The sequence below is a fragment of the Polynucleobacter sp. MWH-HuK1 genome (assembly GCF_018881815.1).
Classification (GTDB): Bacteria; Pseudomonadota; Gammaproteobacteria; order Burkholderiales; family Burkholderiaceae; genus Polynucleobacter.
Map to the genome: position 1 here is coordinate 964,607 of NZ_JACVPP010000001.1, position 19,970 is coordinate 984,576.

A 19,970-nucleotide genomic window follows, 5' to 3' on the forward strand; every position below is an offset into this window, starting at 1 on the left:
TCGTTTTTTAACCCTTATTTCGATAGCGGATGCTAACTTCTAGCCTACTAATTGCCGTATTTTTGGGCGCTCTTGTGAGTGGCTGGCACTGTGCCCTGATGTGCGGGGGTATAGCGGCAGCCATCGAGAGGCCCGTTGCATTAGAGGCACCATTAAGGGCTAAATCGGAGCTTTTTTACCTGCAGTTAATCATGCATTTTGGGCGTGTGACCACTTATGTTCTTTTGGGTGCTCTTGCCGCTGCTGTAGGGGTTGTAGTTTGGCAGCAAAGTCTCATTCCTATTCAGCGTCCCCTCTTTGCGTTAACTTCTCTCATATTGATATTGATGGGTATCCGCCTGCTGAGACTTAGTAAGTCTGATGGATTGCTGGGGGGTAAATGGCTAACCTCCAAAATTGCCGCTTACTGGGCTAAATACTTGGGGCGTATGGCCAGCGGCCCATCGCGTTGGTTTAGCGGCATGCTTTGGGGATTGGTTCCATGCGGATTGGTCTACAGCGTTTTGCCGCTTGCGTTTTTATCAGGTGATGTGCTCACTGGTGCTGGGCTGATGCTGGCGTTTGGGATGGGCACTTTGCCCAACCTATTATTAATCTCTAAATTTTCTGCAGCGCTCACCCAGTTTGGGCAATACCGCTGGGTACGTTATTTGGCTGCATCCCTTTTGCTAATTGCGGGTAGCTTTGGTTTATATCGATCATGGGTTTTGCCTGAAGCTTTGCTAAAAGGCGGCTTCTGTATATCTTAAGCCGCTTTTAAGTTGTCGCTGCCTCTATTCCGGAAATCAGGTCAGGGTAGAGAGAGTCTGGCGGTAGTGTAGCAATGAAGTTACTGCGCTCAGCCATCTCAAGCGGTTGATGTGCCAAGCCACAAATTAGTAAGCGGATATTTCTAATCTTGCAAAGATGGGCAAGCTCCATGATCGTATCCATGCCCGAAGTATCAATGTAGATTACATTTTTTAAATCAAGCAAGAGAGTGTGAGACGGTAAGTTTGTTTCAATCTTTTCTAGAAGTTTGACTGCGCCAAAAAAGATGGCGCCATGAATACGATATGCATCTATGCGGCCTTGTTGATTGCTTAGTCCTGGGAAGTCACTCGCCAAAGCAGGCTCACAGCGCGATAGGCTAGAGATGCGGTAAATAAAGGTGATAAAAGCCAACAGTAAACCCACTTGAACAGCGATGGTGAGATCTAAGACAACCGTGAGAATGAAAACACTAAGAATGGTGATTCGATATGGCAGGCGGAACTGCTTGAGGTCAATAAACTTTCTCCATTCACCCATGTTCCAGGCGACATACATCAAGATGGCGGCAAGACTAGCTAACGGAATATTTTTAGCGAGTGGTGCAGCAAACAGGACGATGATCAGCAAGGTTAAGGCATGAACTAGACCAGCAATCGGAGTAGTGGCACCACTTTCCACATTGGTAACGGTGCGCGCAATCGTGCCGGTAGCCGGCATGCCACCAAAAAATGGAATGGTGAAATTGGCAATACCTTGCGCCATTAATTCTTGATTGGATTCATGACGATCATGAATCAGGCCGTCAGCAATACGCGCGCAAAGCAAGGATTCAATTGCGCCCAGTAGTGCCAGTGTAAGTGCTGGTGCCACCATATATTGTGCGTTATCCCAGCTAATCGGTAGCCATTCAAAAGAGGGGAGTCCAGAGGGAATGCCGCCAAAGCGACTGCCGATTGTGTCGACCGGCAAGTTCAATGCGCTGGTAACAATGGTTGCCACAACCATAGCCACTACTGTGCCAGGAAGATGCGATAGCCATCCCAGGCGATTCTGAAATAACTTCCAAAGGATTACTAAAGCGAGGCTGCCACAGGCCAAGCCGAGAGCGATAGGATTAAAAGTATCTGCAGCTAAATAAAGCGCATGAATAGATTGAAAAAATTGGGCAGGCATTTTTTCAATTTGGAGCCCGAAGAAATCTTTGATTTGAGATAGGCCAATCAAGAAGGCAATGCCATTTGTAAAGCCAATAATGACTGCTATCGGAATAAAGCGCACTAGCGTTCCAAGGCGAAACACACCCATCAGAAATAAAAAAACTCCAGACATGGCAGTTGCTAACAATAAATTCGGCACGCCGTAGCGTTCGACGATGCCGTAGACAATCACAATAAAGGCGCCTGCTGGGCCGCCAATTTGAACGCGACTACCACCTAGAAGCGAGATGAGACCACCAGCAATAATAGCGGTGAAAATACCCGCCTCTGGTTTGAGTCCGCTGGCAATTGCAAAGGCCATAGCCAGTGGCAGCGCAACAATGCCAACCGTCAGACCAGCCAACACATCCTTTGTGAAAAGGGTGCGGTTATATCCGTTAAATGTGTCTAATAGTCGTGGGCGAAAAAACATAAGCTCAATATTAAATACGCTATGAGAGGCGGCTACCAACCCAATAGGCAACACCTGAACACACGGCTGTAACAATACTGCCCCATGCAATATCAATCAATGCTAATTGTGTCGGGAAGTTTCTGATGACTGCAAGATTGGTGAGGTCATACGTCATGTAGCAGAACAACCCAAAAAGGGCGCCATATTGCAGTGCATATATCCAGGATTGTTTTGAGAGTGCTGGAATAATGACAAAAATACAGACCCCAAGGGCATAAAGAAGATAGAAAGCAAGTCCAGCCATCAGCTTGGGTTCGCTAGCCATTAAGTCGCCCATTTGATCTCGATAAAGATTCTTTGCAATACCTAAAAGCCATACCAAATCAATTGCGATTAGGGTGAATAAAAATGAGACGTAGATAGCAAAATTCTTGAGCAATTAAGTTACCTTTATTCTTTTATAGGCTAATAATAAGCATTATGATGGAAAGAGTAGGTTAGCAGTCTAATTTAGGGGGAGGTAAACATGTTTAAGCATTTATTAGTGCCTGTAGATGGTTCGGATATCAGCAAAAAATCCTTGAAGAAGGTTGCTGCACTTGCTAAGGCAGACGGCGCCGGAGTCACTCTGGTGTATGTTTCTGATCCTTTGCCTCCAATGGTCTACTCAGATAGCACTATGGGTTATGGAATTTCACAAAAAGAGCACACCAAGGTTTGCGAGGCTTATGCAAAAGATGTATTTAAGAAGTCAGCCACCGCACTTGGCTCTGGTATCAATATAAAGAGTCTTCATATTGCAAATAGCAACTTATCCGAAGGTATTTTGGATGGCGCAAAAAAGGCGAAGGCAGATGTCATTGTGATGGCCTCCCATAAGCGTACAGGTATCAAAGGTATCTTGCTGGGTAGCGAGACTCACGAAGTCATTGTGCACTCAAAATTACCGGTATTGGTTTTGGGTTGATTTACTCAGCGCCCAGTAAAAAGGGTCCTTATGGACCCTTTTTGTTTGGCTAGATTAAATTTAAATCACTTGCTAGCAATATTGCTTAGTTATTTTTAATGGGGCTACCAAGTAATAATATTTCTCTAGTCAGTTGTCCGCTTTCGTTATCGCGCATAGACCATAAATCAAGTTGAGTCTTGGGTGCATAAGGGTCAACGTAAATACCGTTTTTTCTCAGTTCGAAATGAAGATGCGGTCCAGTTGATCTGCCGGTAGATCCAACATAGCCAATCTCTAATCCGCGTCGCACTTCATTGCCTAATTCGAGTTCAACGTTGTAGTTACTTAAGTGAGCATAGTAGGTATGGTAGTTACCTGGATGCTCCAAAACAATCAAGTTCCCAAATGCGCCGCTGTAACCAATGTGAGCAACTCTGCCATTGGCAACACTAAAGACGGGAGTACCAGTTGGCGCTGAGTAATCAATGCCCATATGGGCACGATAACGTTGCTTAGGGGCAGGTGCAGGAGCTGCGGGCATAGATTTGCTTGTTGCCGCAGGTGCTTTGCTACGCTTGCCTGAGGACGCTCTGACCATGCCAACACCTCGAGAGATGCGTCGATAGCTTAAGGGGTTGGTCCAGAAGGAGCGCTCAAGAGATTCGCCTGAGCCAGTAAAAAATCCACCGGGGATGTCATTACGCTCTATCCAAAAGGCATTTGCAAAAACTTCATTTGTGGCTGGATCAATGATCTCTGCCGCCCAAATTTGAGCCCATTTTTCACGATCACCAAAATCTACAATCAAGCGCACAACACTATTGGTATTTTCGAGAGAATTATTTTCTTCTGGATAAATTTGTTTAATGAGAGAGTTCAATTCCCAAACCAGTTCGACTGGTAGTTGGTCGCTTACTTTGCGGGGGTCATACAGAACATCTCTTAAGGGAATGCGTATCTCTGTTAAGCGCTTGGATTCATCTTTAAGAAAGTCTTGTTGAATTAAGAAGCCGCCAACTGCTGAAGGCGTGAATGTCCATACCTCAGTTTTACTGTCCTGAATTGGGCCATTCATGATACTGAGCGAGTCAAAGCGATTGCGACTACCGAAAGCAACCGCATACGGAATACAGTCCCCACGCATGTGATCAAAAAATGTTTTGGTCTGATTCTTAAAGAATTCAGCGAATTGGCTGTTATTGATGCCAATACTTGCGGGCAAGCTATCTTCAGTAAAGCTTCGTCGCAAACACCCCTGTGATACGCGATAGTCAAGATTGGCATCGCTATCGAGCATCACTTCATCTGGTGCTTTGCGCTGAAAGAGTGCTGGATTGAGGCTCATGCTGCTAGTCTTGGAATTTGAGCCCGCAGATTTATCCTTCAATCCAGCTTGTTTAGAGGTTTGAACTGTTATCTTGTTGCGACTCTGGCCAGTGCCTTGAGTTGCATTGGTCTGTGAATAAGCTAAGCCCGGTGTTGAGCTTATAAAGGCGAGGCCAGTTAAAACAATAATTGCCCTGCACAATAGCGGGCGAAAAGATGCTTTTGTATTCACCCCTCAATTATCTAATAATGTGAAAGCGTAGGCGAATAAATATGTTGTGCTGCAACAAATTAGATTTAATCTTGATCTGGCGCGATCTTCAGAACTTCAAAAGCCGCCTTTAGCCTTTGTTCGTACTTCTGCTTCATGAGAGTTGCTTCATCAGGAGGCCAGTCCTTAAACCCTGCGCCTTTAGCAATACCAGTTTTGCCACTTTTAACTAAATCAGTTACACAGCTTGGCGGTTGGGTGATATTGGATAGGGAGGGGTATATCAATTCTGCGGCTAAGGTCATACCTTCCCAGCCAGAGATTTCTTTCTGAGTCATTGGTCCAACTGCAGCGTAGCGAAATCCAAAGCTATAGCGTACCGCAGTATCTATATCGTCAGGAGTGGCTACACCTTCTTCTACAAGCGAGAGCGCTTCACGCATTAATGCATGCTGAATACGATTTGCTAAAAACCCTGGGATATCTTTTTTAACTAGCACTGGCCTCTTACCGTGGGCGCGATAAAATTGACAGAGCCTTTCTGCCAAAGCTAAATCAGAATATTTTCCTATAACAATTTCTACCAGTGGCACGACATGCGCAGGCATAAAGTAATGGGCGTTAAACATGCGATGTGCTGTTGGTAGATTCTTTGCAATATCGCTAATAGGAAAGCCAGAACTATTGCTACCAATAGGAATATGAGGTGGCACTTGCTGATCTAGTGAGGTAAAGATGTCCTGTTTTAATTGCAGCCTCTCGGATACTGTCTCAATTACAAAATCCACATCATTCCAGTCTTGCCAGGTTTCGATGCTACCGCTTTGCAATGAGGGGTTTGCCTTAGGCCAATCGGCGTTGATTGATTCTGTGCATGACCGAATAGAGTCGAGGCATGCCATCGCCTTTTCTGGGGTGCGACCTAGAATAACAATGTTGGCGCCACTGGCTAAAAATCCAGCAGCAATACCAACACCCATAGTACCCGTTCCGATGACAACCACTTTGCTCATTTTCAACCTGCGTATGCTTTTAGGAATGAGTCGATTATTCCTCATTTAGACTCCTGCCGGTAATCTAAATTCTGGATACAATCATTTTTTGATTAAGGAGTTTTGATGCCGATTATTGAATCCATCCAAGTTGCTTCTGTGGCAGTACCTTTAGATAAGGTCACTTCATTTTCTACTCGTACTGTATCTGAGCGTCATTACTGTTTGGTCAAAGTTCGCGGAAAGGATGGGAATGAAGGCATCGGTTTTTGTTATGTTGGCAGCGCTGGTGGGGATATCGCCAAGGTTGCTGTAGAGCAATTACTGGCCCCTAAATTAATTGGTCAAAATAGCCGCCGCAGTGAAGGTCTCTGGATGGAGATGTATAACGAATCTATTCTGCAGGGGCGTGCAGGTGCAGTGATGCGTGGAATTTCTATTTTAGATACAGCTCTTTGGGATTTAAATGCGCGCTCGGTTGGCTTGCCTTTGCATCAATACCTCGGTTCAGTGGTGGATGATCGCGTGCCTGCTTATGCTAGCGGCGGTTACTACCTTGAAGGCAAGACCTCGGCTAAGCTGGGCAAGGAGATGGAGTCTTACGTAAAGCAAGGCTTTAAGGCTGTGAAGATGAAGGTGGGTCGCCTATCTCCATCTGAAGAGGAGGCTCGAGTTAAGGCAGCTCGTAAAGCGGTGGGTGATGATGTTTTGCTTACTTTAGATGCGAACAACGCTTGGCGCGATTTACCAACCGCTCTTGAGTACGTACGTCGCTTTGAAGCTTATAACCCTTACTGGATAGAAGAGCCTTTTTCGCCGGATGCAATCGATTTGCATGCTGCTTTAGCTCGTCAAACGAAGATTAATGTTGCTACCGGAGAAATGGAAGCGGGACGTTGGCGTTTTAGAGAGCTGATTGATGCTGGTGGCGCCGCCATTTTGCAATCAGATGCCGCTGTATGTGGTGGCATCACCGAGTGGAGAAGAATATCCGCTTATGCAGATCTAAGGGGCATCATTGTTTGTCCGCACTGGATGCATGATTTACATGCGCCCTTGGTAGCCGCTACCCCTAATGCGCGTTTCGTTGAGTTCTTCTTGGATGACCAAGTACTCAACTTCCGTAGATTAATTAATAAGCAGCTGACCTTTAAGAATGGTGATCTGATATTGCATAAAACCCCGGGACTAGGATTTGAGTTTGATGAAGCGGCAGTAAAGAGGTGCGCAGGTAAAGCAGCTTGGACCAAAATCTCATGAGCTAGAGTTGCGCGCCCTCTTCTAACAATAAAGCCCGCAATAGCGGGCTTTATTTTCTGAGAAACATCTTCTTAAGATGAGCGCGGATTAAGTTTGAAATGTGTAATGGTTTGAGTAACCAGAACCAAACCAAATCCGATGAAGCCAATTAAGTCTGCCTCAGTAGAAGGATAGGCAAGGGCAACTCCAGAGACCACCATAATTACGCGTTCAAAGATTTTGGTTTTCTCGATAAACCAGCCTTGTAGCCCCCCAGCCAAGCAGATAATTCCGACTACAGCCGTAAATGAGACCCAGGCAATTTGTGACCAGTCAGCCTGTTCAAGTGCGGTAGTAGATCCCATCAGCAATAAGCTCACACCAGACTTATCCAATACAAACATGAATGGCACCAGGATGGCTGGAGCAACATACTTCCAAGTTTGCAAGGTGGTCTTATAGGGGTTGCCTTTACATATCGCCGCTGCTGCAAAGGGTGAGAGCGCAGTTGGTGGCGATACTTCAGATAGCACGGCATAGTAGAAGATAAACATATGAGCAGCAAATGCAGGTACACCCAAATTAATGAGTGCAGGAGCGGCAATCACAGCACAAATAATATAAGAAGCTGTTACTGGAACAGCGAGACCTACTATCCAAACTACTAAAGCGGTAAAGATTGTTGTAAGTAAAAGAGAGCCGCCAGCGTACTGAATCACAATCGAGCTAAATTTCAGACCAAGGCCGGTCAGGGTAACGGTGCCAACGATCAGGCCAGCGCCAGCGCAAGTGGCAGCAATCGCTAATACACCAGTTGATCCAGAGGCAAGTGCTTTCGTGAGGTTCGAGTTATAGAGTCCTTTAATAATAGGCTCCTTCCCCTTAAACCATGCCCAAGGAATGATGGCAGTATCTTCACGCAACATGCTAGATAGTGCAGAAACTACGGTTGCCCAAAATACCGACATGACAGGAGAGAAGCCCATCAACATAAAGACAACGATGGAGATGAGTGAGAAAAAGTGGAACCAATACTTTTTAGTGAGTTGCCACGCAGTTTCAGCTGAAGCAAACTGGATGCTCTTCATGCCATATTTACGAACATCAATCTCTACCATGACAAACAGGCCAAGATAAAAGAGAATCGTGGGAATAGTTGCCATGAGCAACACATCTAGATAGGAAATTTTTAGGAAGTCAGCAATCAAGAAAGCCGCTGCGCCTAGCACTGGTGGCGAAATAATCGCTCCAAGACCACCTGCCGCCAAAAGGCCGCCTGCTGCATTCTTTTCGTAACCTACCTTATCTAACATCGGGGCTGCAACAGAGCCAACAGTAACGGTTGTAGCAACGCCTGAACCTGATGGGCCACCCAATAAGAATGAGGACATCACGATAGTTCTGCCTACGCCTGAGGATTTACCACCCATTGCTGCAAATGAGAAATCAATAAAGAATTTACCTGCCCCTGTGAACTGCAAGAAGGCGCCAAAAATGGTGAACAGAATAATGAGGGTTGCAGAGACATCTACAGCAGTGCCATAAATGCCTTCGAGGGTCATGTACATGTAACCCACCAAGCGATCTAGACCATAACCCTTGTGTGTCCAAGGCGCTGGTAAGTAGTTGCCGAATAAGGCATATAGCAAGAACAGAACGGTAACAGTCACCAAGACCATGCCATTGGTTCGACGTACGCTTTCTAATATCAGCAAAATCAAACCGATACCAATAATCACATCGGTAGAGTTAGGAGCGGTATTTCTGTCCATGAAATCATCGCCGCCACCTAGGATGTAATAAGCAATCGCTACAGATCCAAGTGCGAATAGCACATCCCAGATCATGAGACGGTTTTTAAAGCGCGCAGCTATTGGGAAGCTGAGAAAAACTAGAAATAGCACAAGGGCAACGTGAATCACACGAAGCTGTTGAGTTGGAACAATCGAGTAGGCTGCATAAAGATGAAATAAAGACATGCCAACCGCAACTAGGGTGATGAACTTGGCTAGTAGACCCTTGTAGTCGTTAGAGTCACCTTCCTCTTGTTTGATGAAGGCATCTAATTTTTCCTGGGTTTCGTTATCGATAACGTTTTGATTCATGTCTCAACCTATATATTTATATTTATGCGCTACTTTAAAACAAAAAGGGGTGAGTTTGACTCACCCCTGACTACAAATGCTGGCTTAGTTTACTTTGACACCCTTTTCCTTAAAGTACTTTAAGGCGCCTGGATGGTATGGGACTGGTGTTGCGTTTGCTTTTTGAGCATCCAGTTTGACATTGCGGTATTCAGCATGTGAACGAACTAACTCGAGCTGGTTGTCAAAGACAGCCTTCACGATTTTGTAAGCCTCATCATCTGACATGGAGGCATTCACGACCAATAGGTTTGCAACTGCAGCAACATTATTGTCTTTGGCCATGCCGCTATAGGTTTGCTTGGTAATGATCGATGGGAAATACAGGTTCCCGTACTTCTTGTTCATTGCTGGGACTTCAGCTGATGTGTCGACCATGACAATTTTCATACCTGGGCTATTTGCCAAATCAGTTACAGCTGCAGTAGGTAAGCCTCCAACCCAGAAGAATGCATCAATTTTGCGATCCTTTACTGCGTTAACAGATTCAGCAACACTCAAGCGCTCACGCTTGATATCCTTTGCTGGATCAAGTCCTGCTGCCTCGAGAAGACGGAATGCCATGACTTCTGTAGCACTACCAGGGGATCCAGTGCTTACGCGCTTGCCTTTGAGATCAGCCATGGTTTTGATGCCAGTAGATTCAACTGTTGCGACGTGCATCAAGTTTGGATAAAGAATGAGCAAAGTGCGTACATCAATTGGCTTATCTTTGAACTTGTCAACACCGCTAGTTGCATCTTTTGCAGCATCAGCCATGGAGAAGCCAACATAAGGCTTGCCAGTGCCAATGAGTTTCAGATTGTCAACTGAACCACCAGTCACCTCTGCTGTGGCAGACATTCCAGGAACTTTGCTAGAGAGTACTGAGGCCAGTCCACCACCCATAGGGTAGTAAACACCACCTGTACCACCCGTTGCAATAGAAATGTTTTGAGCGTTCACGCTTGCACATAAAAAGCTTAGCGATAAAGCAATTACCTTAAGTAGTTTCATTGTTGTCTCCTAATTGGTTTTATGTTTTTAAATTACAGGCCCGGCATACTGAAATTAATTTGCTGCAACTCGCTGAGCAATTGCGCCTGTTGCTCAGCAGTTAACTGCATGAGTGGCGGACGAACCCTAAGCCACTCAGGATCTTTGCTGTAATGAGCCACAGCAGTCTTCATACCAGCAATCATTTGGTATTTAGCAAAAATTCCGCGTACTTGATCTAGGCCAGCTTGACGCTCATCAGCATTGGATTCTCTCCAGTGCGCTGCTAATTCGGCAATCGCTTTCGGGTTCACGTTAGCAGTAGCAGAGATGCAGCCTACACCGCCAGCACGAAGGGCACGCATTAAGAATACTTCACTACCTGCATATACGCGGAAGCCATGCGGTGCCAATAATTTAATGACGGATTCTGTATAAGCCCAGTCACCGGAGCTATCTTTCATGCCAACAATGGTCTTTGGATACTCTTTTGTTAAGCGCTCCAACAAAGAGAGGCTTAAATTAATTTTAGTAACCGGTGGAATGTTGTAGATATAGATCTGTAGCGCTGCACTGCCGACTTTTTGAATCACTTCAGAGAAGTATGCAAATAGGCCATCATCAGAAACATCTTTGTAATAGAAGGGTGGCAGCATTAATACGCCTGCACAATTGTGGCTCACTGCGTGACGTGTCATGTTGACAGTGGCATCAATCGATGTGGCGCCAGTGCCTGGCATGAGATGATCAGGACTTAAACCGCCCTCAATAAGGGTTGTCAGGGTGCTCATCTTCTGCGGGGCTGACATCGAATTTGCTTCTGAGTTTGTGCCAAAGATAGCTTGGCCAACGCCATTGGCCTCAAGCCACTTACATTGTTTTAATAACTTAGGGGCATCAGGGTTGCCGTCAGCCTTAAATGGTGTCAGAACAGGGGAGAGCACTGCTGGTAAGGTTGATGGGTGCAGAGAAATCGTCATGCTGGCTCCGTTTTTCTAGTTATTTACTTCCGATGGAAGTGGTTGTTGTTTAAAGAAAGCTTCTAAATTATCTACAGCTAATTTGGTCATGGCTATCCGTGTTTCCAAGGTGGCGCTACCAATATGTGGTGTTAACAATACATTATCAAGATTTAAGAAATCTTTGTTTGGATTGGGTTCGTTTTCAAAAACATCTAAAGCGGCGCCGGCAATCTTTTTATGCTGCAATGCATATAAAAGCGCATTCTCATCCACCACGCTGCCACGAGCGATATTAATTAAATAACCATTGGTGCCCAGAGCCTCAAGAACTTCGGTGTTAACCACCTTATTAGTTTCAGGTGTGGCTGGACAAGCTATAAATAGAATGTCACAGTCTTTCGCTAAACCCTTGATTTCTCGATGGTAAGTGTAAGGAAGCGCCTTTTTATTCGGGCCCGAATAGACAATTTCTACCTTAAAAGGCTTTAAGCGTTCGGCTAAGTCTTGGCCAATTCGACCCATGCCTGCAATGCCAACGCGCTTTCCGGCCAAGGTGGTGGTGATTGGGAAGGGCGCCTTTGACCAAGCGGTGCTTTTTACGTATTCCTGTGCCTCTGGAATTTGACGCAACAGGGCGAGCATCATTCCAATTGCAAGTTCGCAGACGGCATCATTTAAGACGCCTGGTGTATTACTTGCCTTAATGCCGTTTGTTTTTAAATAGCCTAGAGGAAGGTTATCGTAACCAACACCACAGGTTGCAACCATGCGAATACTAGGGATTTGCTTAACCAGAGCTTCAGGAAGCTTCGTATTCGAACGAATCAAGATCGCCTGAAAGTTTCCAGCAGGAGCGGGTGCCTGCGGATCGGGATGAAGGATAGGAGTAAAGCGCCGATCTATCTCTGCCTGCATAATTTCAGGGAAATGGCCGACCTGCAGCACCGAATTGACGGGGATCATGTCTCACTAACTTTTTTATTGAAATAATGACCCCATTGTAAGAGTAATTTTCAGAAAAAGTCGGCACCTTTTAGGAGAGCATTCATGTTATTTACACCAGCCGAAACCAAGGTGGTAATAGTCGGTGGTGGCACTATGGGTGCAGATGTTGCGGCAGTATGCGCACGCGGTGGTTGTGCTGTGCAGGTGGTCGAGCCAACAACCGAACGACGCGCCTTATTGCCCGATTACTTTGCCAACACGATGGCCGAGTTGGGATACGAGCATCGCACTCATTTACTCACTGTTGCCGGAACTCTAGAAGAGGTCGATTGGACTGATATCGATCTAGTAATTGAATGCGTGCCGGAGCGCCTGGATATTAAGCGCGAGCTGTTTGCCAAGTTGGAGAAATATGCAAAGCCAGAGGCGGTATTAGCTAGCAATAGTACAAGCTTCCCTATTAGTGAAATCGCGAGCGGTTTGAGAACATCCGCCCGAATGATTGGCTTACATTTTTTTATGCCAGCACATTTAGTGCCTTGTGTAGAGGTGGTTTATGGTGAAAAGACTTCCCCAATGGTTGGTGAAAGTCTTTCACGATTAATGACATCTTGCGGCATGGTACCAGTGACTGTGAAAAAAGACCTTCCTGGGTTTTTGGCAAATCGCCTACAACACGCACTATCGCGTGAAGCCTTTGCTATGGTTGATGATGGGATATGTACGCCTGAGGATATTGATAAGGCTGTGCGCTTTGGCTTTGGCTTTCGCTATATTGCAGCTGGCCCAGCTATGCAAAGAGATCATGCTGGCCTTGAGGTGCATGGCGCTGGCGGAGCAACCATTTATCCCACTCTCAACAATTCACCAACGATTGCAAAGTGCTTAAGCGACCGTATTGCAAGCGGAAAGTTTGGCATGAAAACCGGTGAAGGTTTTTTCACTTGGACTGCTGAAACTATTAAAGCGGAGCGTGAGCGCTATCAAGATGCCTTGCGAGCTGGTCTGAAGATTATTCAGAAAGACTTGCCGGAAATTAAATAATGGCAAGTTAGTAACTTAGTAAATTGGTTTAAGAAATATCTTTTAAATGGAGTTTGCTAAGGTGTGGCGCAAGGCGATGCGTAATCAAAACGATTGCTATCGTCGCCACTCCACCAAATACGATGGATGGTACTAAGCCCATCATGCTGGCGGCTATGCCAGATTCAAGTGCGCCCAATTCATTGGATGAACCAATAAAGATTCCATTGATGGCGCTAATTCTGCCGCGCATATGATCCGGTGTTGTGAGCTGCATGATGCTGCCTCGGATTACGACTGATACGGCATCAAAGCATCCAGAAATAAATAAGAAGAAGGCACACAGCCATAAATTGCTGGAGATACCAAAGGCGATGATCGCCGCGCCAAATCCAGCTACTGAGATGAGAAGGTGTTTACCTGAATCCGTCAGAATCGGGCGCCTGGCCAGGTAGATACCGGTAATCACGGCGCCTGCTGCAGGCGCTGCACGCAAAATCCCTAAGGCCTCTGGACCTGCATTCAAGACCTCTTTAACAAAAGCTGGCAGGATGGAAACGGCGCCACCAAAGAGAACAGCAAACATGTCCAGTGCCATGATGCCCAAAATAAGTTCATGTTTGCGAACGTAATGAAAGCCTTCCAAAAAACTCCTCAAGAAGTGACCAGACAAGTTGCTCGACCTTTCTTGTGCTGCGGTAATAAAGGTTATTCCGTATAAACCGACTGCTCCACAGAATGCAGCGAGTAAGTAAGTCCATTCAAGGCCTGCAAAGCCAATCATGAGTCCACCCAATCCTGGGCCGGCCACTACACAAATTTGAAAAGCAGAAGATGCATAAGCTGTATATCGGGGTAACTGATCTCTTGGGATGATCTGACCAAATAGTGCTTGATAGGATGGTCTTAAAAGTGCTCGCCCCACACCAATAAATGCAACGGCGGTGTAGATCAATGTGACTGCTGGAGAGAGCCAACCAAGTGCAATGCAGGTTAAAAATAAGCCAACTGCAATATGAATGAGGCAGGCGATGGCTGCAATCCATTTGCGTGAATAGTGATCAACCGCATGTCCTGAGTAAAGCGCAAGTGCAAAGTAGGGTACAAGCTCGGCAAGACCAATGAGGCCAAGTGACACCACACTATTAGTGATTTCATAAAGATGCCAGCCTACCGCCACCATCGAAATTTGGTAGCTGAGTGTTGCACCGATGCGGTACAGCAGTAAGGTTCTAAAGGCTTTGCCGGGATTCATGAATTCCCTGCATTTTAAGGGAGAAGCGAGTTATCCTTTAAACATGAAGAAAATCATTCGCGTCTGGGATTTGCCAATCCGTTTATTTCACTGGTTGTTGGTGCTTTGCATTGTGGGGAGCTTCATTAGCGTCAATATAGGTGGCAATGCAATTCAATGGCACACCTATTTTGGCTACAGTATTTTGTGTTTATTGATCTTCAGAATAATCTGGGGTTTTATTGGATCCACTCACGCGCGCTTCGCCTCTTTCTTTCCATCTAAAAAAGGCATTCTTGATTATTTAAGCGGAAGTTCAACCAAAGTTCTTGGTCACAATCCAGTTGGCGCACTCTCTGTTTTTGCCTTATTGTTTGTTTTAAGTGTTCAAGTATTTACCGGCTTATTTGTAGATGATGAAATCGCTTTTCAGGGGCCACTAGCAAAATATGTATCGAGCTCGGTAAGCTCATTTCTATCCCAGATTCATGAGGGCAATCAGGTGGTGATTTATACGCTGATTACCATTCATATTGTAGCCATCTGGTTCTACAAGAAATTTAAAGGTGAAAATCTTATTAAACCAATGATCAGTGGTGACAAAGAAATTGACCCAAGCGAAGAGGCACAATACTTGCCTGCAGACTTGGGTCGGGCCTCCAAGGACGGAGGGCTACAGCGAGGACTGGCTCTTGTGATCTTGAGTGTGATCGCTGTAGTAGTGGGTTACTTTATTGCGAAGTAACTGCCAACAAAGTTAGGTTATTTCTTTTTGAAATCGTCATGACAACCCTTGCAAGTTGCGCCAGCTGCGCCAAAGGCTTTCTTAATACTCTCGAGATCGCCAGACTGAGCAGCCTTGTTGAGATCAACCACTGCTAACTGCATTTTTTCTCCAGCAGCTTTAAATTTAGCGTTGTCTGACCAAACAGCTGGTTGGGCTTTTCCACCTTCTGTGCCAGGGCCAAATGCTTGCCATGGCAAAGTGGACATCATTGCTACGATTGCAGCATTCTTGGCAACTTCATCTTTGTTGTAAGGTGCCTCACCTTTAACAACAGCGCCAATTTTTCCAAATGAATTAGCCGTCACAGTAAATACACTTTGACGGTATTTAATAGCATCTTCTGGTTTCTGAAATTGTGCAAATGCTACCCCTGCACTGATTGCTAAAACAGTTGCAGTGCTTGCTAAAACTAATTTTTGTAGTTTCATGATGATTCTCCGTTGATCAAGTGTTTAATGTTGATGCAGCATATCCCAGATTTATCGTTTTTGGTCAAAAAATCATCCGTAGAGGGCTAGTCAGCAAAAGAATGAGCCATTCAAAGAAGCTCATTAGTGGAGTCATCCACAAAGCACTAATGACCCCAGTAAATACCAGTCCTAGGACAATAAAAAACCCCCAGGGCTCGAGCTTGCCAAGAGCAATCGATTGACGAGCGGGAAGTAGGCTTGCCAGAACTCGACCCCCATCTAAAGGAGGCAGGGGGAATAGGTTGAATACCAATAAACCCAAATTCCAGGTAATGCCCGCTTGAGACATGGATATCAGAAATTTTTCATTGACCCCAAAGCCTACTAAGCAAATCAAGAGGATGAGCCAAATCAGTGCTTGGATAAAATTCGATCCCGGTCCTGCTAAGGCAACCCAGATTGAGTCTATCCTGGGGTTTCTGAGGCGTCCAAAATTTACCGGAACAGGCTTGGCATAGCCCACTAAAAATGGTGACCCAGTTAGAAGTAGGGCAAGTGGGATAAAAATAGTACCAACGGGGTCTATATGTTTAGCGGGGTTGAGGCTGACTCGTCCCAGCATATAAGCTGTGTTGTCGCCAAATCGACGGGCTGCATAACCATGGGCTGCTTCGTGGATGGTGATGGCAAAAATCAGGGGAATCGCATTAATTGCGATAGCTTGGATAGAATAGTCGGTAATCATGGCAATATGATATCCATAGGAGCTCAAAGTGACTGACGAAAAGAAACCCGATTCAAAGACCCCGGCTAAGGCAGTAATCGCTAAGCCACCAGTACGCCCACCCGTCCCAAAAGGCCCATCTGGACCCGCTGGAAGGCCTCAGGCAGGCTTTGGTGGGGGAAAAGGCATGATGCGCAAGGCTGGTCGCGGTCGATAGTGGATAATTACTCCACTCATTAATGTGTTTACAGAGGATTTAGCATGAACGAATGGCATAACGAATCAAAAGAAGAAATCAACAAAAAGATCATTACATTGATCGTGATGTTGGGCGCCGCTACTAGCTTGGCTATTTTGTTTGCTTTGATTGCAGCTCACACAGGTTACGTATTCGGTTAATCTGTATTAATGACTAGCCATCGCCAACCTGCAGTATTTGCTGGCCATGGCAGTCCGATGTATGCCATAGAGCCCAACCGCTTTACGGCGACCTGGTCTGCTCTTGGAAAAACATTCAAACGTCCAGACGCCATATTGGTGATCTCCGCTCATTGGGTAACTCGTGGAGTATGGGTTACCGCAATGTCCAATCCTAAAACAATTCACGACTTCGGCGGATTCCCGCAAGCGCTTTTTGATATTCAATATCCTGCGCCAGGTAGTCCCGCATTAGCAGATCGCGTGCAAGAGTTATTAAATGTTCCTGTAGTGCTTGAAGAAAATGAATGGGGCATTGACCATGGCGCATGGTCAGTCCTGAAGTACATGTACCCGCAGGCTGATGTTCCGGTAGTGCAGTTGAGTTTAGATGGATCAAAGTCAGCGCGGGAGCATTATGAGCTGGCTAAGCAGTTGCGCCCATTGCGGGACGAAAATATTCTTATTTTGTCGAGTGGCAATGTGGTGCATAACTTGCGTACCATTCATTGGCAAGAAGACGCTCAACCTTATCCTTGGGCAAAAGACTTCAATGATTTTTTCATTTCAGAGATGCGCACTAATCACCATGAGTCTTTGATCGATTGGGAGCGTTATGGTGATGCCGCTCATATGTCGATTCCGACCGCAGAACATTATTGGCCTGCTCTGTATACCTTAGCTTTACAAGAAGAGGGCGAGCAAGTAAAAATTTATACTGATGGCATCGAGATGAGTTCAATTAGCATGCTGGGTTTCTCTATTCAATAAAGAGCAGATTATGTGGCTATCAATCTTCGCAATTTTCTTTGGCGCTGGTCTAGGAGCTCTATTAAGAGCAGCTTTTAATTTTCTAACTGTTGCTGCTGGAGCTGTGCTGCCTTTGGGAACCTTTATCTCGAATATGGTTGGCGGTTATTTGATAGGTGTTGCTGTAGCATTTTTTGGTAATAACCCACACCTTTCTCCTGAGTGGAAGCTGTTTGTTGTGACGGGTTTCTTGGGGGGGTTAACTACTTTCTCCAGTTTTTCTGCTGAGGTGGTAGGCTTTATGCAGCGCGGTGAATTTACCTGGGCTTTGGGTACCGCGCTGTTGAATTTAGTTGGCTCACTAGTCCTTACCTTCTTAGGTATCCTAACCTACCAAGCGCTTAAATAAATAAAGGGGCCTTAGCCCCTTGATTGTTTCTACATCCCCTTCATTCTGGCTTGATATTCGCGCTTTTTACTACTGCACTCCATTTGCTTGCCTCAGATTTAATTAGTGCTGCAAATTCTGCAGGGCTACCACCACCAATCTCATTGCCTTGCGAGAGCATCAATTCTCGTAGCTGAGGGTCTTTGAGTGCTTCGTTTGCAGCGGCATTGAGCTTGTCAATAATAGCTTTGGGTGTTCCTTTGGGTGCAATGAACCCTTGCCAATTTAAAACCTCTACCTTTGGGTAGCCTAACTCAACAAAGCTAGGAACATTAGGTAGCAAGGGTGAGCGCTTTTTGCTAGTAATGGCGAGTGGCCGAATCTTGTCTGCTTTGATGCTTGGCACTGCTGAATACATTTGATCAAACATGAGATCAACATTCCCAGCCATGAGATCAGTTAACGCAGCTGAACCACTCTTATAGGGCACATGAATCATTTGAATGTCAGCACTCATTTCAAATAGCTCTGCTGATAGTTGATGGCTACCTCCGATGCCGCCAGAGGAAAATGTGAGAACACCTGGCTTTGCTTTTGCTGCCGAAACAATATCTTGTACTGTTCTAAATGGCGAGTTGGGGTTAACCACCAAAACCAAGGGACCCTTTTCCACTAGGATGATTGGAGTTAAATCGGTCTCAGGGTCATAACGCAAATTACCAAAGAGGGTTTTGTTCACAGCCATTGGTGCAAAGTTGCCCATGCCGATGGTGTATCCGTCCGGGACTGCACGCACGATAGCTTCTGTGCCGATATTTCCGCCGGCACCCGGTTTGTTATCAATCACGATAGGTTGCTTGAGGATCAGACTCATCTTTTGACCAAGCTGACGACTCCTCGAATCTGCGCTTCCGCCTGCGCCGTAGGGAACAATAAGATTAATCGGCTTATTGGGGTAATTGCTTTGAGCAAATACAGGACTTGAGAAAGTAGTAAACAAACAAAGTAGGAAAGTAGAAATATTTCGAATGATTCTCATATTTTTTCTTGAGGTTATTAAATCAATCCCAGTACACCCAATACAGCACCGATAGCAATTAAGTAAAGTGGGTGCCAGCGAGTAAATAAGGTAAGTCCGATAGTGGCGATGGTCAAGAGGTATGCAGCAACCCCGTGGTTAATTTGCAAGGCGATCTCCCATGCGGAAGATAAAACTAGCCCAATTGCTAATGCCGCTGCTGCATATTGAATCGATTTCTTTTTAACGGGATCTTTAATGCCTAAGATAAATCGCTGCAAGAAGAAGATCAAGATCGAGGAGGGCCACACGATAGCAAAAGTCGCTACCAGTGCGCCAATAATGCCGTAGATGTGCCAGCCTAATAATGTCACCGTCATAAAGTTAGGGCCTGGCGCTGCTTGGGCTATCGCAAAGTAATCAGAGAAAGTTTGTAGATCGATCCATTGCTCTTGATTGACCGCCAAATTTAATAGCTCCGGCAACAATGCATTGACTCCACCAAATGCAATCATTGAGAACACAGACAGCTTCAGAAATAAACTCAAGAGCATGCTCATACTCTAAGAGCCTTTTTGCGTGCTAAGAAAACGGCCAATGGCGATGCTGTTAACACTACCCAGCCCAGACCTAAATGAAAATAGGTAGCCGAAAGAATGGTGACCAAAACAACCAATAGCATCGCGGGATAATGAAATTCATCACGCAGCATCTTAAAACCGGTGGAAGCAATGAGGCCTACACCCACCGCAGAAATTCCCCGCAAGATGCCTTGAACAGCATCAAGGTGGTTATAGTGCTTATACAAAGTTGCTAAGAGCATCACAATGGCAATTGGCCCAAGTGTGAGACCAAGAACGGCCGCGAGAGCTCCTCTAGCTCCACCAAAGCGAGATCCAACGCAGACAGCTAGATTTACAACGTTTGGACCCGGAACGATTTGGCATATTCCTAGGATGGCGCTAAATTCTTCTGAGGTCAGAATCTTGTCACGCTCAACTAGGGTGCGTCTTGCCCACGGAAGTACACCGCCAAATCCAGAGAGACCAATCTTGCTAAAGCTAATAAATAGCTGAAGAGAGGTCAATCGAGTAGATGACATTTATCTGTAT

Annotated in this window: 23 protein-coding genes; 9 read left to right on the forward strand and 14 right to left on the reverse strand. The window is 45.6% G+C overall.

Annotated features, from left to right (window positions below; genetic code table 11):
* Window positions 1–29 precede the first annotated feature (29 nt).
* Entirely contained in the window at window positions 30–749 is a 720-nt protein-coding gene (locus ICE93_RS05050) for a sulfite exporter TauE/SafE family protein (protein WP_216186177.1), read from the forward strand.
* A gap of 7 nt (window positions 750–756) precedes the next feature.
* Here the strand turns inward: ICE93_RS05050 and ICE93_RS05055 are convergent, their stop codons facing one another.
* Complete coding sequence (locus tag ICE93_RS05055) at window positions 757–2,382, reverse strand: SulP family inorganic anion transporter (RefSeq protein WP_216186179.1); 1,626 nt, start codon at window positions 2,380–2,382, stop codon at window positions 757–759.
* A 19-nt stretch (window positions 2,383–2,401) separates the two neighbouring features.
* The gene (locus ICE93_RS05060; protein ID WP_216186181.1) at window positions 2,402–2,803 is read right to left on the reverse strand and encodes a DUF2177 family protein; all 402 of its coding nucleotides are present in this window, start codon (window positions 2,801–2,803) and stop codon (window positions 2,402–2,404) included.
* Window positions 2,804–2,890: 87 nt separating this feature from the next.
* Between ICE93_RS05060 and ICE93_RS05065 the strand changes: the two genes are divergently transcribed.
* On the forward strand, window positions 2,891–3,331 hold the full coding sequence (locus tag ICE93_RS05065; RefSeq protein WP_216186183.1) for a universal stress protein: 441 nt from the start codon (window positions 2,891–2,893) through the stop codon (window positions 3,329–3,331).
* A gap of 85 nt (window positions 3,332–3,416) precedes the next feature.
* Here the strand turns inward: ICE93_RS05065 and ICE93_RS05070 are convergent, their stop codons facing one another.
* Entirely contained in the window at window positions 3,417–4,871 is a 1,455-nt protein-coding gene (locus ICE93_RS05070) for a M23 family metallopeptidase (protein WP_370624593.1), read from the reverse strand.
* Window positions 4,872–4,936: 65 nt separating this feature from the next.
* Window positions 4,937–5,908, reverse strand: a complete 972-nt coding sequence (locus ICE93_RS05075) for a 3-hydroxyacyl-CoA dehydrogenase NAD-binding domain-containing protein (protein WP_216186184.1) — start codon at window positions 5,906–5,908, stop codon at window positions 4,937–4,939.
* A 60-nt stretch (window positions 5,909–5,968) separates the two neighbouring features.
* Between ICE93_RS05075 and ICE93_RS05080 the strand changes: the two genes are divergently transcribed.
* Entirely contained in the window at window positions 5,969–7,102 is a 1,134-nt protein-coding gene (locus ICE93_RS05080) for a mandelate racemase/muconate lactonizing enzyme family protein (protein WP_216186186.1), read from the forward strand.
* Between the two features lie 71 nt (window positions 7,103–7,173).
* On the opposite strand, the gene ICE93_RS05085 is transcribed toward ICE93_RS05080, so the two are convergent.
* The 4 genes from ICE93_RS05085 to ICE93_RS05100 all read right to left on the reverse strand — a co-directional run bounded on the left by ICE93_RS05085 (window position 7,174) and on the right by ICE93_RS05100 (window position 12,125).
* Complete coding sequence (locus ICE93_RS05085) at window positions 7,174–9,186, reverse strand: TRAP transporter fused permease subunit (protein ID WP_216186188.1); 2,013 nt, start codon at window positions 9,184–9,186, stop codon at window positions 7,174–7,176.
* 84 nt (window positions 9,187–9,270) lie between these two features.
* Complete coding sequence (locus tag ICE93_RS05090; protein WP_216186190.1) at window positions 9,271–10,221, reverse strand: TAXI family TRAP transporter solute-binding subunit; 951 nt, start codon at window positions 10,219–10,221, stop codon at window positions 9,271–9,273.
* 32 nt (window positions 10,222–10,253) lie between these two features.
* A complete protein-coding gene (locus ICE93_RS05095) occupies window positions 10,254–11,180 on the reverse strand; it encodes a dihydrodipicolinate synthase family protein (protein ID WP_216186192.1) in 927 nt (308 codons plus the stop codon).
* Between the two features lie 15 nt (window positions 11,181–11,195).
* On the reverse strand, window positions 11,196–12,125 hold the full coding sequence (locus ICE93_RS05100; protein ID WP_216186194.1) for a 2-hydroxyacid dehydrogenase: 930 nt from the start codon (window positions 12,123–12,125) through the stop codon (window positions 11,196–11,198).
* Between the two features lie 84 nt (window positions 12,126–12,209).
* Between ICE93_RS05100 and ICE93_RS05105 the strand changes: the two genes are divergently transcribed.
* Window positions 12,210–13,151 carry a 3-hydroxyacyl-CoA dehydrogenase family protein gene (locus ICE93_RS05105; protein WP_216186196.1) on the forward strand — a complete coding sequence of 314 codons (942 nt, stop codon included), beginning with the start codon at window positions 12,210–12,212 and terminating at the stop codon, window positions 13,149–13,151.
* A 28-nt stretch (window positions 13,152–13,179) separates the two neighbouring features.
* Here the strand turns inward: ICE93_RS05105 and ICE93_RS05110 are convergent, their stop codons facing one another.
* On the reverse strand, window positions 13,180–14,385 hold the full coding sequence (locus ICE93_RS05110) for an MFS transporter (protein WP_216186198.1): 1,206 nt from the start codon (window positions 14,383–14,385) through the stop codon (window positions 13,180–13,182).
* A 43-nt stretch (window positions 14,386–14,428) separates the two neighbouring features.
* Between ICE93_RS05110 and ICE93_RS05115 the strand changes: the two genes are divergently transcribed.
* Window positions 14,429–15,109, forward strand: a complete 681-nt coding sequence (locus ICE93_RS05115) for a cytochrome b/b6 domain-containing protein (RefSeq protein ID WP_216186200.1) — start codon at window positions 14,429–14,431, stop codon at window positions 15,107–15,109.
* 17 nt (window positions 15,110–15,126) lie between these two features.
* On the opposite strand, the gene ICE93_RS05120 is transcribed toward ICE93_RS05115, so the two are convergent.
* Together ICE93_RS05120 and ICE93_RS05125 are read right to left on the reverse strand one after the other, a co-directional pair.
* A complete protein-coding gene (locus ICE93_RS05120; RefSeq protein WP_216186202.1) occupies window positions 15,127–15,579 on the reverse strand; it encodes a cytochrome c in 453 nt (150 codons plus the stop codon).
* A 64-nt stretch (window positions 15,580–15,643) separates the two neighbouring features.
* The gene (locus ICE93_RS05125) at window positions 15,644–16,306 is read right to left on the reverse strand and encodes a site-2 protease family protein (protein ID WP_216186204.1); all 663 of its coding nucleotides are present in this window, start codon (window positions 16,304–16,306) and stop codon (window positions 15,644–15,646) included.
* A gap of 28 nt (window positions 16,307–16,334) precedes the next feature.
* Between ICE93_RS05125 and ICE93_RS05130 the strand changes: the two genes are divergently transcribed.
* The 4 genes from ICE93_RS05130 to crcB are packed head-to-tail and all read left to right on the forward strand — an operon-like array spanning window position 16,335 to window position 17,861.
* Entirely contained in the window at window positions 16,335–16,502 is a 168-nt protein-coding gene (locus tag ICE93_RS05130) for a hypothetical protein (RefSeq protein WP_216186206.1), read from the forward strand.
* A 44-nt stretch (window positions 16,503–16,546) separates the two neighbouring features.
* Window positions 16,547–16,684, forward strand: coding sequence for a hypothetical protein (locus tag ICE93_RS05135; RefSeq protein ID WP_216186208.1), 138 nt, complete (start codon window positions 16,547–16,549; stop codon window positions 16,682–16,684).
* 9 nt (window positions 16,685–16,693) lie between these two features.
* On the forward strand, window positions 16,694–17,473 hold the full coding sequence (ygiD, locus tag ICE93_RS05140) for a 4,5-DOPA dioxygenase extradiol (protein WP_216186210.1): 780 nt from the start codon (window positions 16,694–16,696) through the stop codon (window positions 17,471–17,473).
* A gap of 10 nt (window positions 17,474–17,483) precedes the next feature.
* Window positions 17,484–17,861 (forward strand): fluoride efflux transporter CrcB, encoded by a 378-nt coding sequence (crcB, locus tag ICE93_RS05145; protein WP_216186212.1) that lies wholly within the window; start codon window positions 17,484–17,486, stop codon window positions 17,859–17,861.
* Between the two features lie 40 nt (window positions 17,862–17,901).
* On the opposite strand, the gene ICE93_RS05150 is transcribed toward crcB, so the two are convergent.
* Genes ICE93_RS05150 through ICE93_RS05160 form a run of 3 tightly spaced genes read right to left on the reverse strand, consistent with a single transcriptional unit; the run spans window position 17,902 to window position 19,960 of the window.
* Window positions 17,902–18,879 (reverse strand): tripartite tricarboxylate transporter substrate binding protein, encoded by a 978-nt coding sequence (locus ICE93_RS05150; protein WP_216186214.1) that lies wholly within the window; start codon window positions 18,877–18,879, stop codon window positions 17,902–17,904.
* Between the two features lie 17 nt (window positions 18,880–18,896).
* Window positions 18,897–19,418: a chromate transporter gene (locus tag ICE93_RS05155; RefSeq protein WP_216186215.1), complete on the reverse strand. Its 522-nt coding sequence runs from the start codon at window positions 19,416–19,418 to the stop codon at window positions 18,897–18,899.
* Window positions 19,415–19,960 carry a chromate transporter gene (locus ICE93_RS05160; RefSeq protein WP_216186217.1) on the reverse strand — a complete coding sequence of 182 codons (546 nt, stop codon included), beginning with the start codon at window positions 19,958–19,960 and terminating at the stop codon, window positions 19,415–19,417. Before ICE93_RS05160 ends, ICE93_RS05155 begins: the two co-directional genes overlap by 4 nt.
* Window positions 19,961–19,970: the final 10 nt, after the last annotated feature.

Coding starts and splice junctions, on each gene's coding strand:
- ICE93_RS05095 (WP_216186192.1), bottom strand. CDS start 11,180: ATGACGATTTCTCTGCACCCATCAACCTTACCAGCAGTGCTCTCCCCT.
- ICE93_RS05050 (WP_216186177.1), top strand. CDS start 30: ATGCTAACTTCTAGCCTACTAATTGCCGTATTTTTGGGCGCTCTTGTG.
- ICE93_RS05085 (WP_216186188.1), bottom strand. CDS start 9,186: ATGAATCAAAACGTTATCGATAACGAAACCCAGGAAAAATTAGATGCC.
- ICE93_RS05135 (WP_216186208.1), top strand. CDS start 16,547: ATGAACGAATGGCATAACGAATCAAAAGAAGAAATCAACAAAAAGATC.
- crcB (WP_216186212.1), top strand. CDS start 17,484: ATGTGGCTATCAATCTTCGCAATTTTCTTTGGCGCTGGTCTAGGAGCT.
- ICE93_RS05055 (WP_216186179.1), bottom strand. CDS start 2,382: ATGTTTTTTCGCCCACGACTATTAGACACATTTAACGGATATAACCGC.
- ICE93_RS05115 (WP_216186200.1), top strand. CDS start 14,429: ATGAAGAAAATCATTCGCGTCTGGGATTTGCCAATCCGTTTATTTCAC.
- ICE93_RS05110 (WP_216186198.1), bottom strand. CDS start 14,385: ATGAATCCCGGCAAAGCCTTTAGAACCTTACTGCTGTACCGCATCGGT.
- ICE93_RS05160 (WP_216186217.1), bottom strand. CDS start 19,960: ATGTCATCTACTCGATTGACCTCTCTTCAGCTATTTATTAGCTTTAGC.
- ICE93_RS05125 (WP_216186204.1), bottom strand. CDS start 16,306: ATGATTACCGACTATTCTATCCAAGCTATCGCAATTAATGCGATTCCC.
- ICE93_RS05065 (WP_216186183.1), top strand. CDS start 2,891: ATGTTTAAGCATTTATTAGTGCCTGTAGATGGTTCGGATATCAGCAAA.
- ICE93_RS05090 (WP_216186190.1), bottom strand. CDS start 10,221: ATGAAACTACTTAAGGTAATTGCTTTATCGCTAAGCTTTTTATGTGCA.
- ICE93_RS05150 (WP_216186214.1), bottom strand. CDS start 18,879: ATGAGAATCATTCGAAATATTTCTACTTTCCTACTTTGTTTGTTTACT.
- ICE93_RS05120 (WP_216186202.1), bottom strand. CDS start 15,579: ATGAAACTACAAAAATTAGTTTTAGCAAGCACTGCAACTGTTTTAGCA.
- ICE93_RS05100 (WP_216186194.1), bottom strand. CDS start 12,125: ATGATCCCCGTCAATTCGGTGCTGCAGGTCGGCCATTTCCCTGAAATT.
- ICE93_RS05080 (WP_216186186.1), top strand. CDS start 5,969: ATGCCGATTATTGAATCCATCCAAGTTGCTTCTGTGGCAGTACCTTTA.
- ICE93_RS05155 (WP_216186215.1), bottom strand. CDS start 19,418: ATGAGCATGCTCTTGAGTTTATTTCTGAAGCTGTCTGTGTTCTCAATG.
- ICE93_RS05105 (WP_216186196.1), top strand. CDS start 12,210: ATGTTATTTACACCAGCCGAAACCAAGGTGGTAATAGTCGGTGGTGGC.
- ygiD (WP_216186210.1), top strand. CDS start 16,694: ATGACTAGCCATCGCCAACCTGCAGTATTTGCTGGCCATGGCAGTCCG.
- ICE93_RS05075 (WP_216186184.1), bottom strand. CDS start 5,908: ATGAGGAATAATCGACTCATTCCTAAAAGCATACGCAGGTTGAAAATG.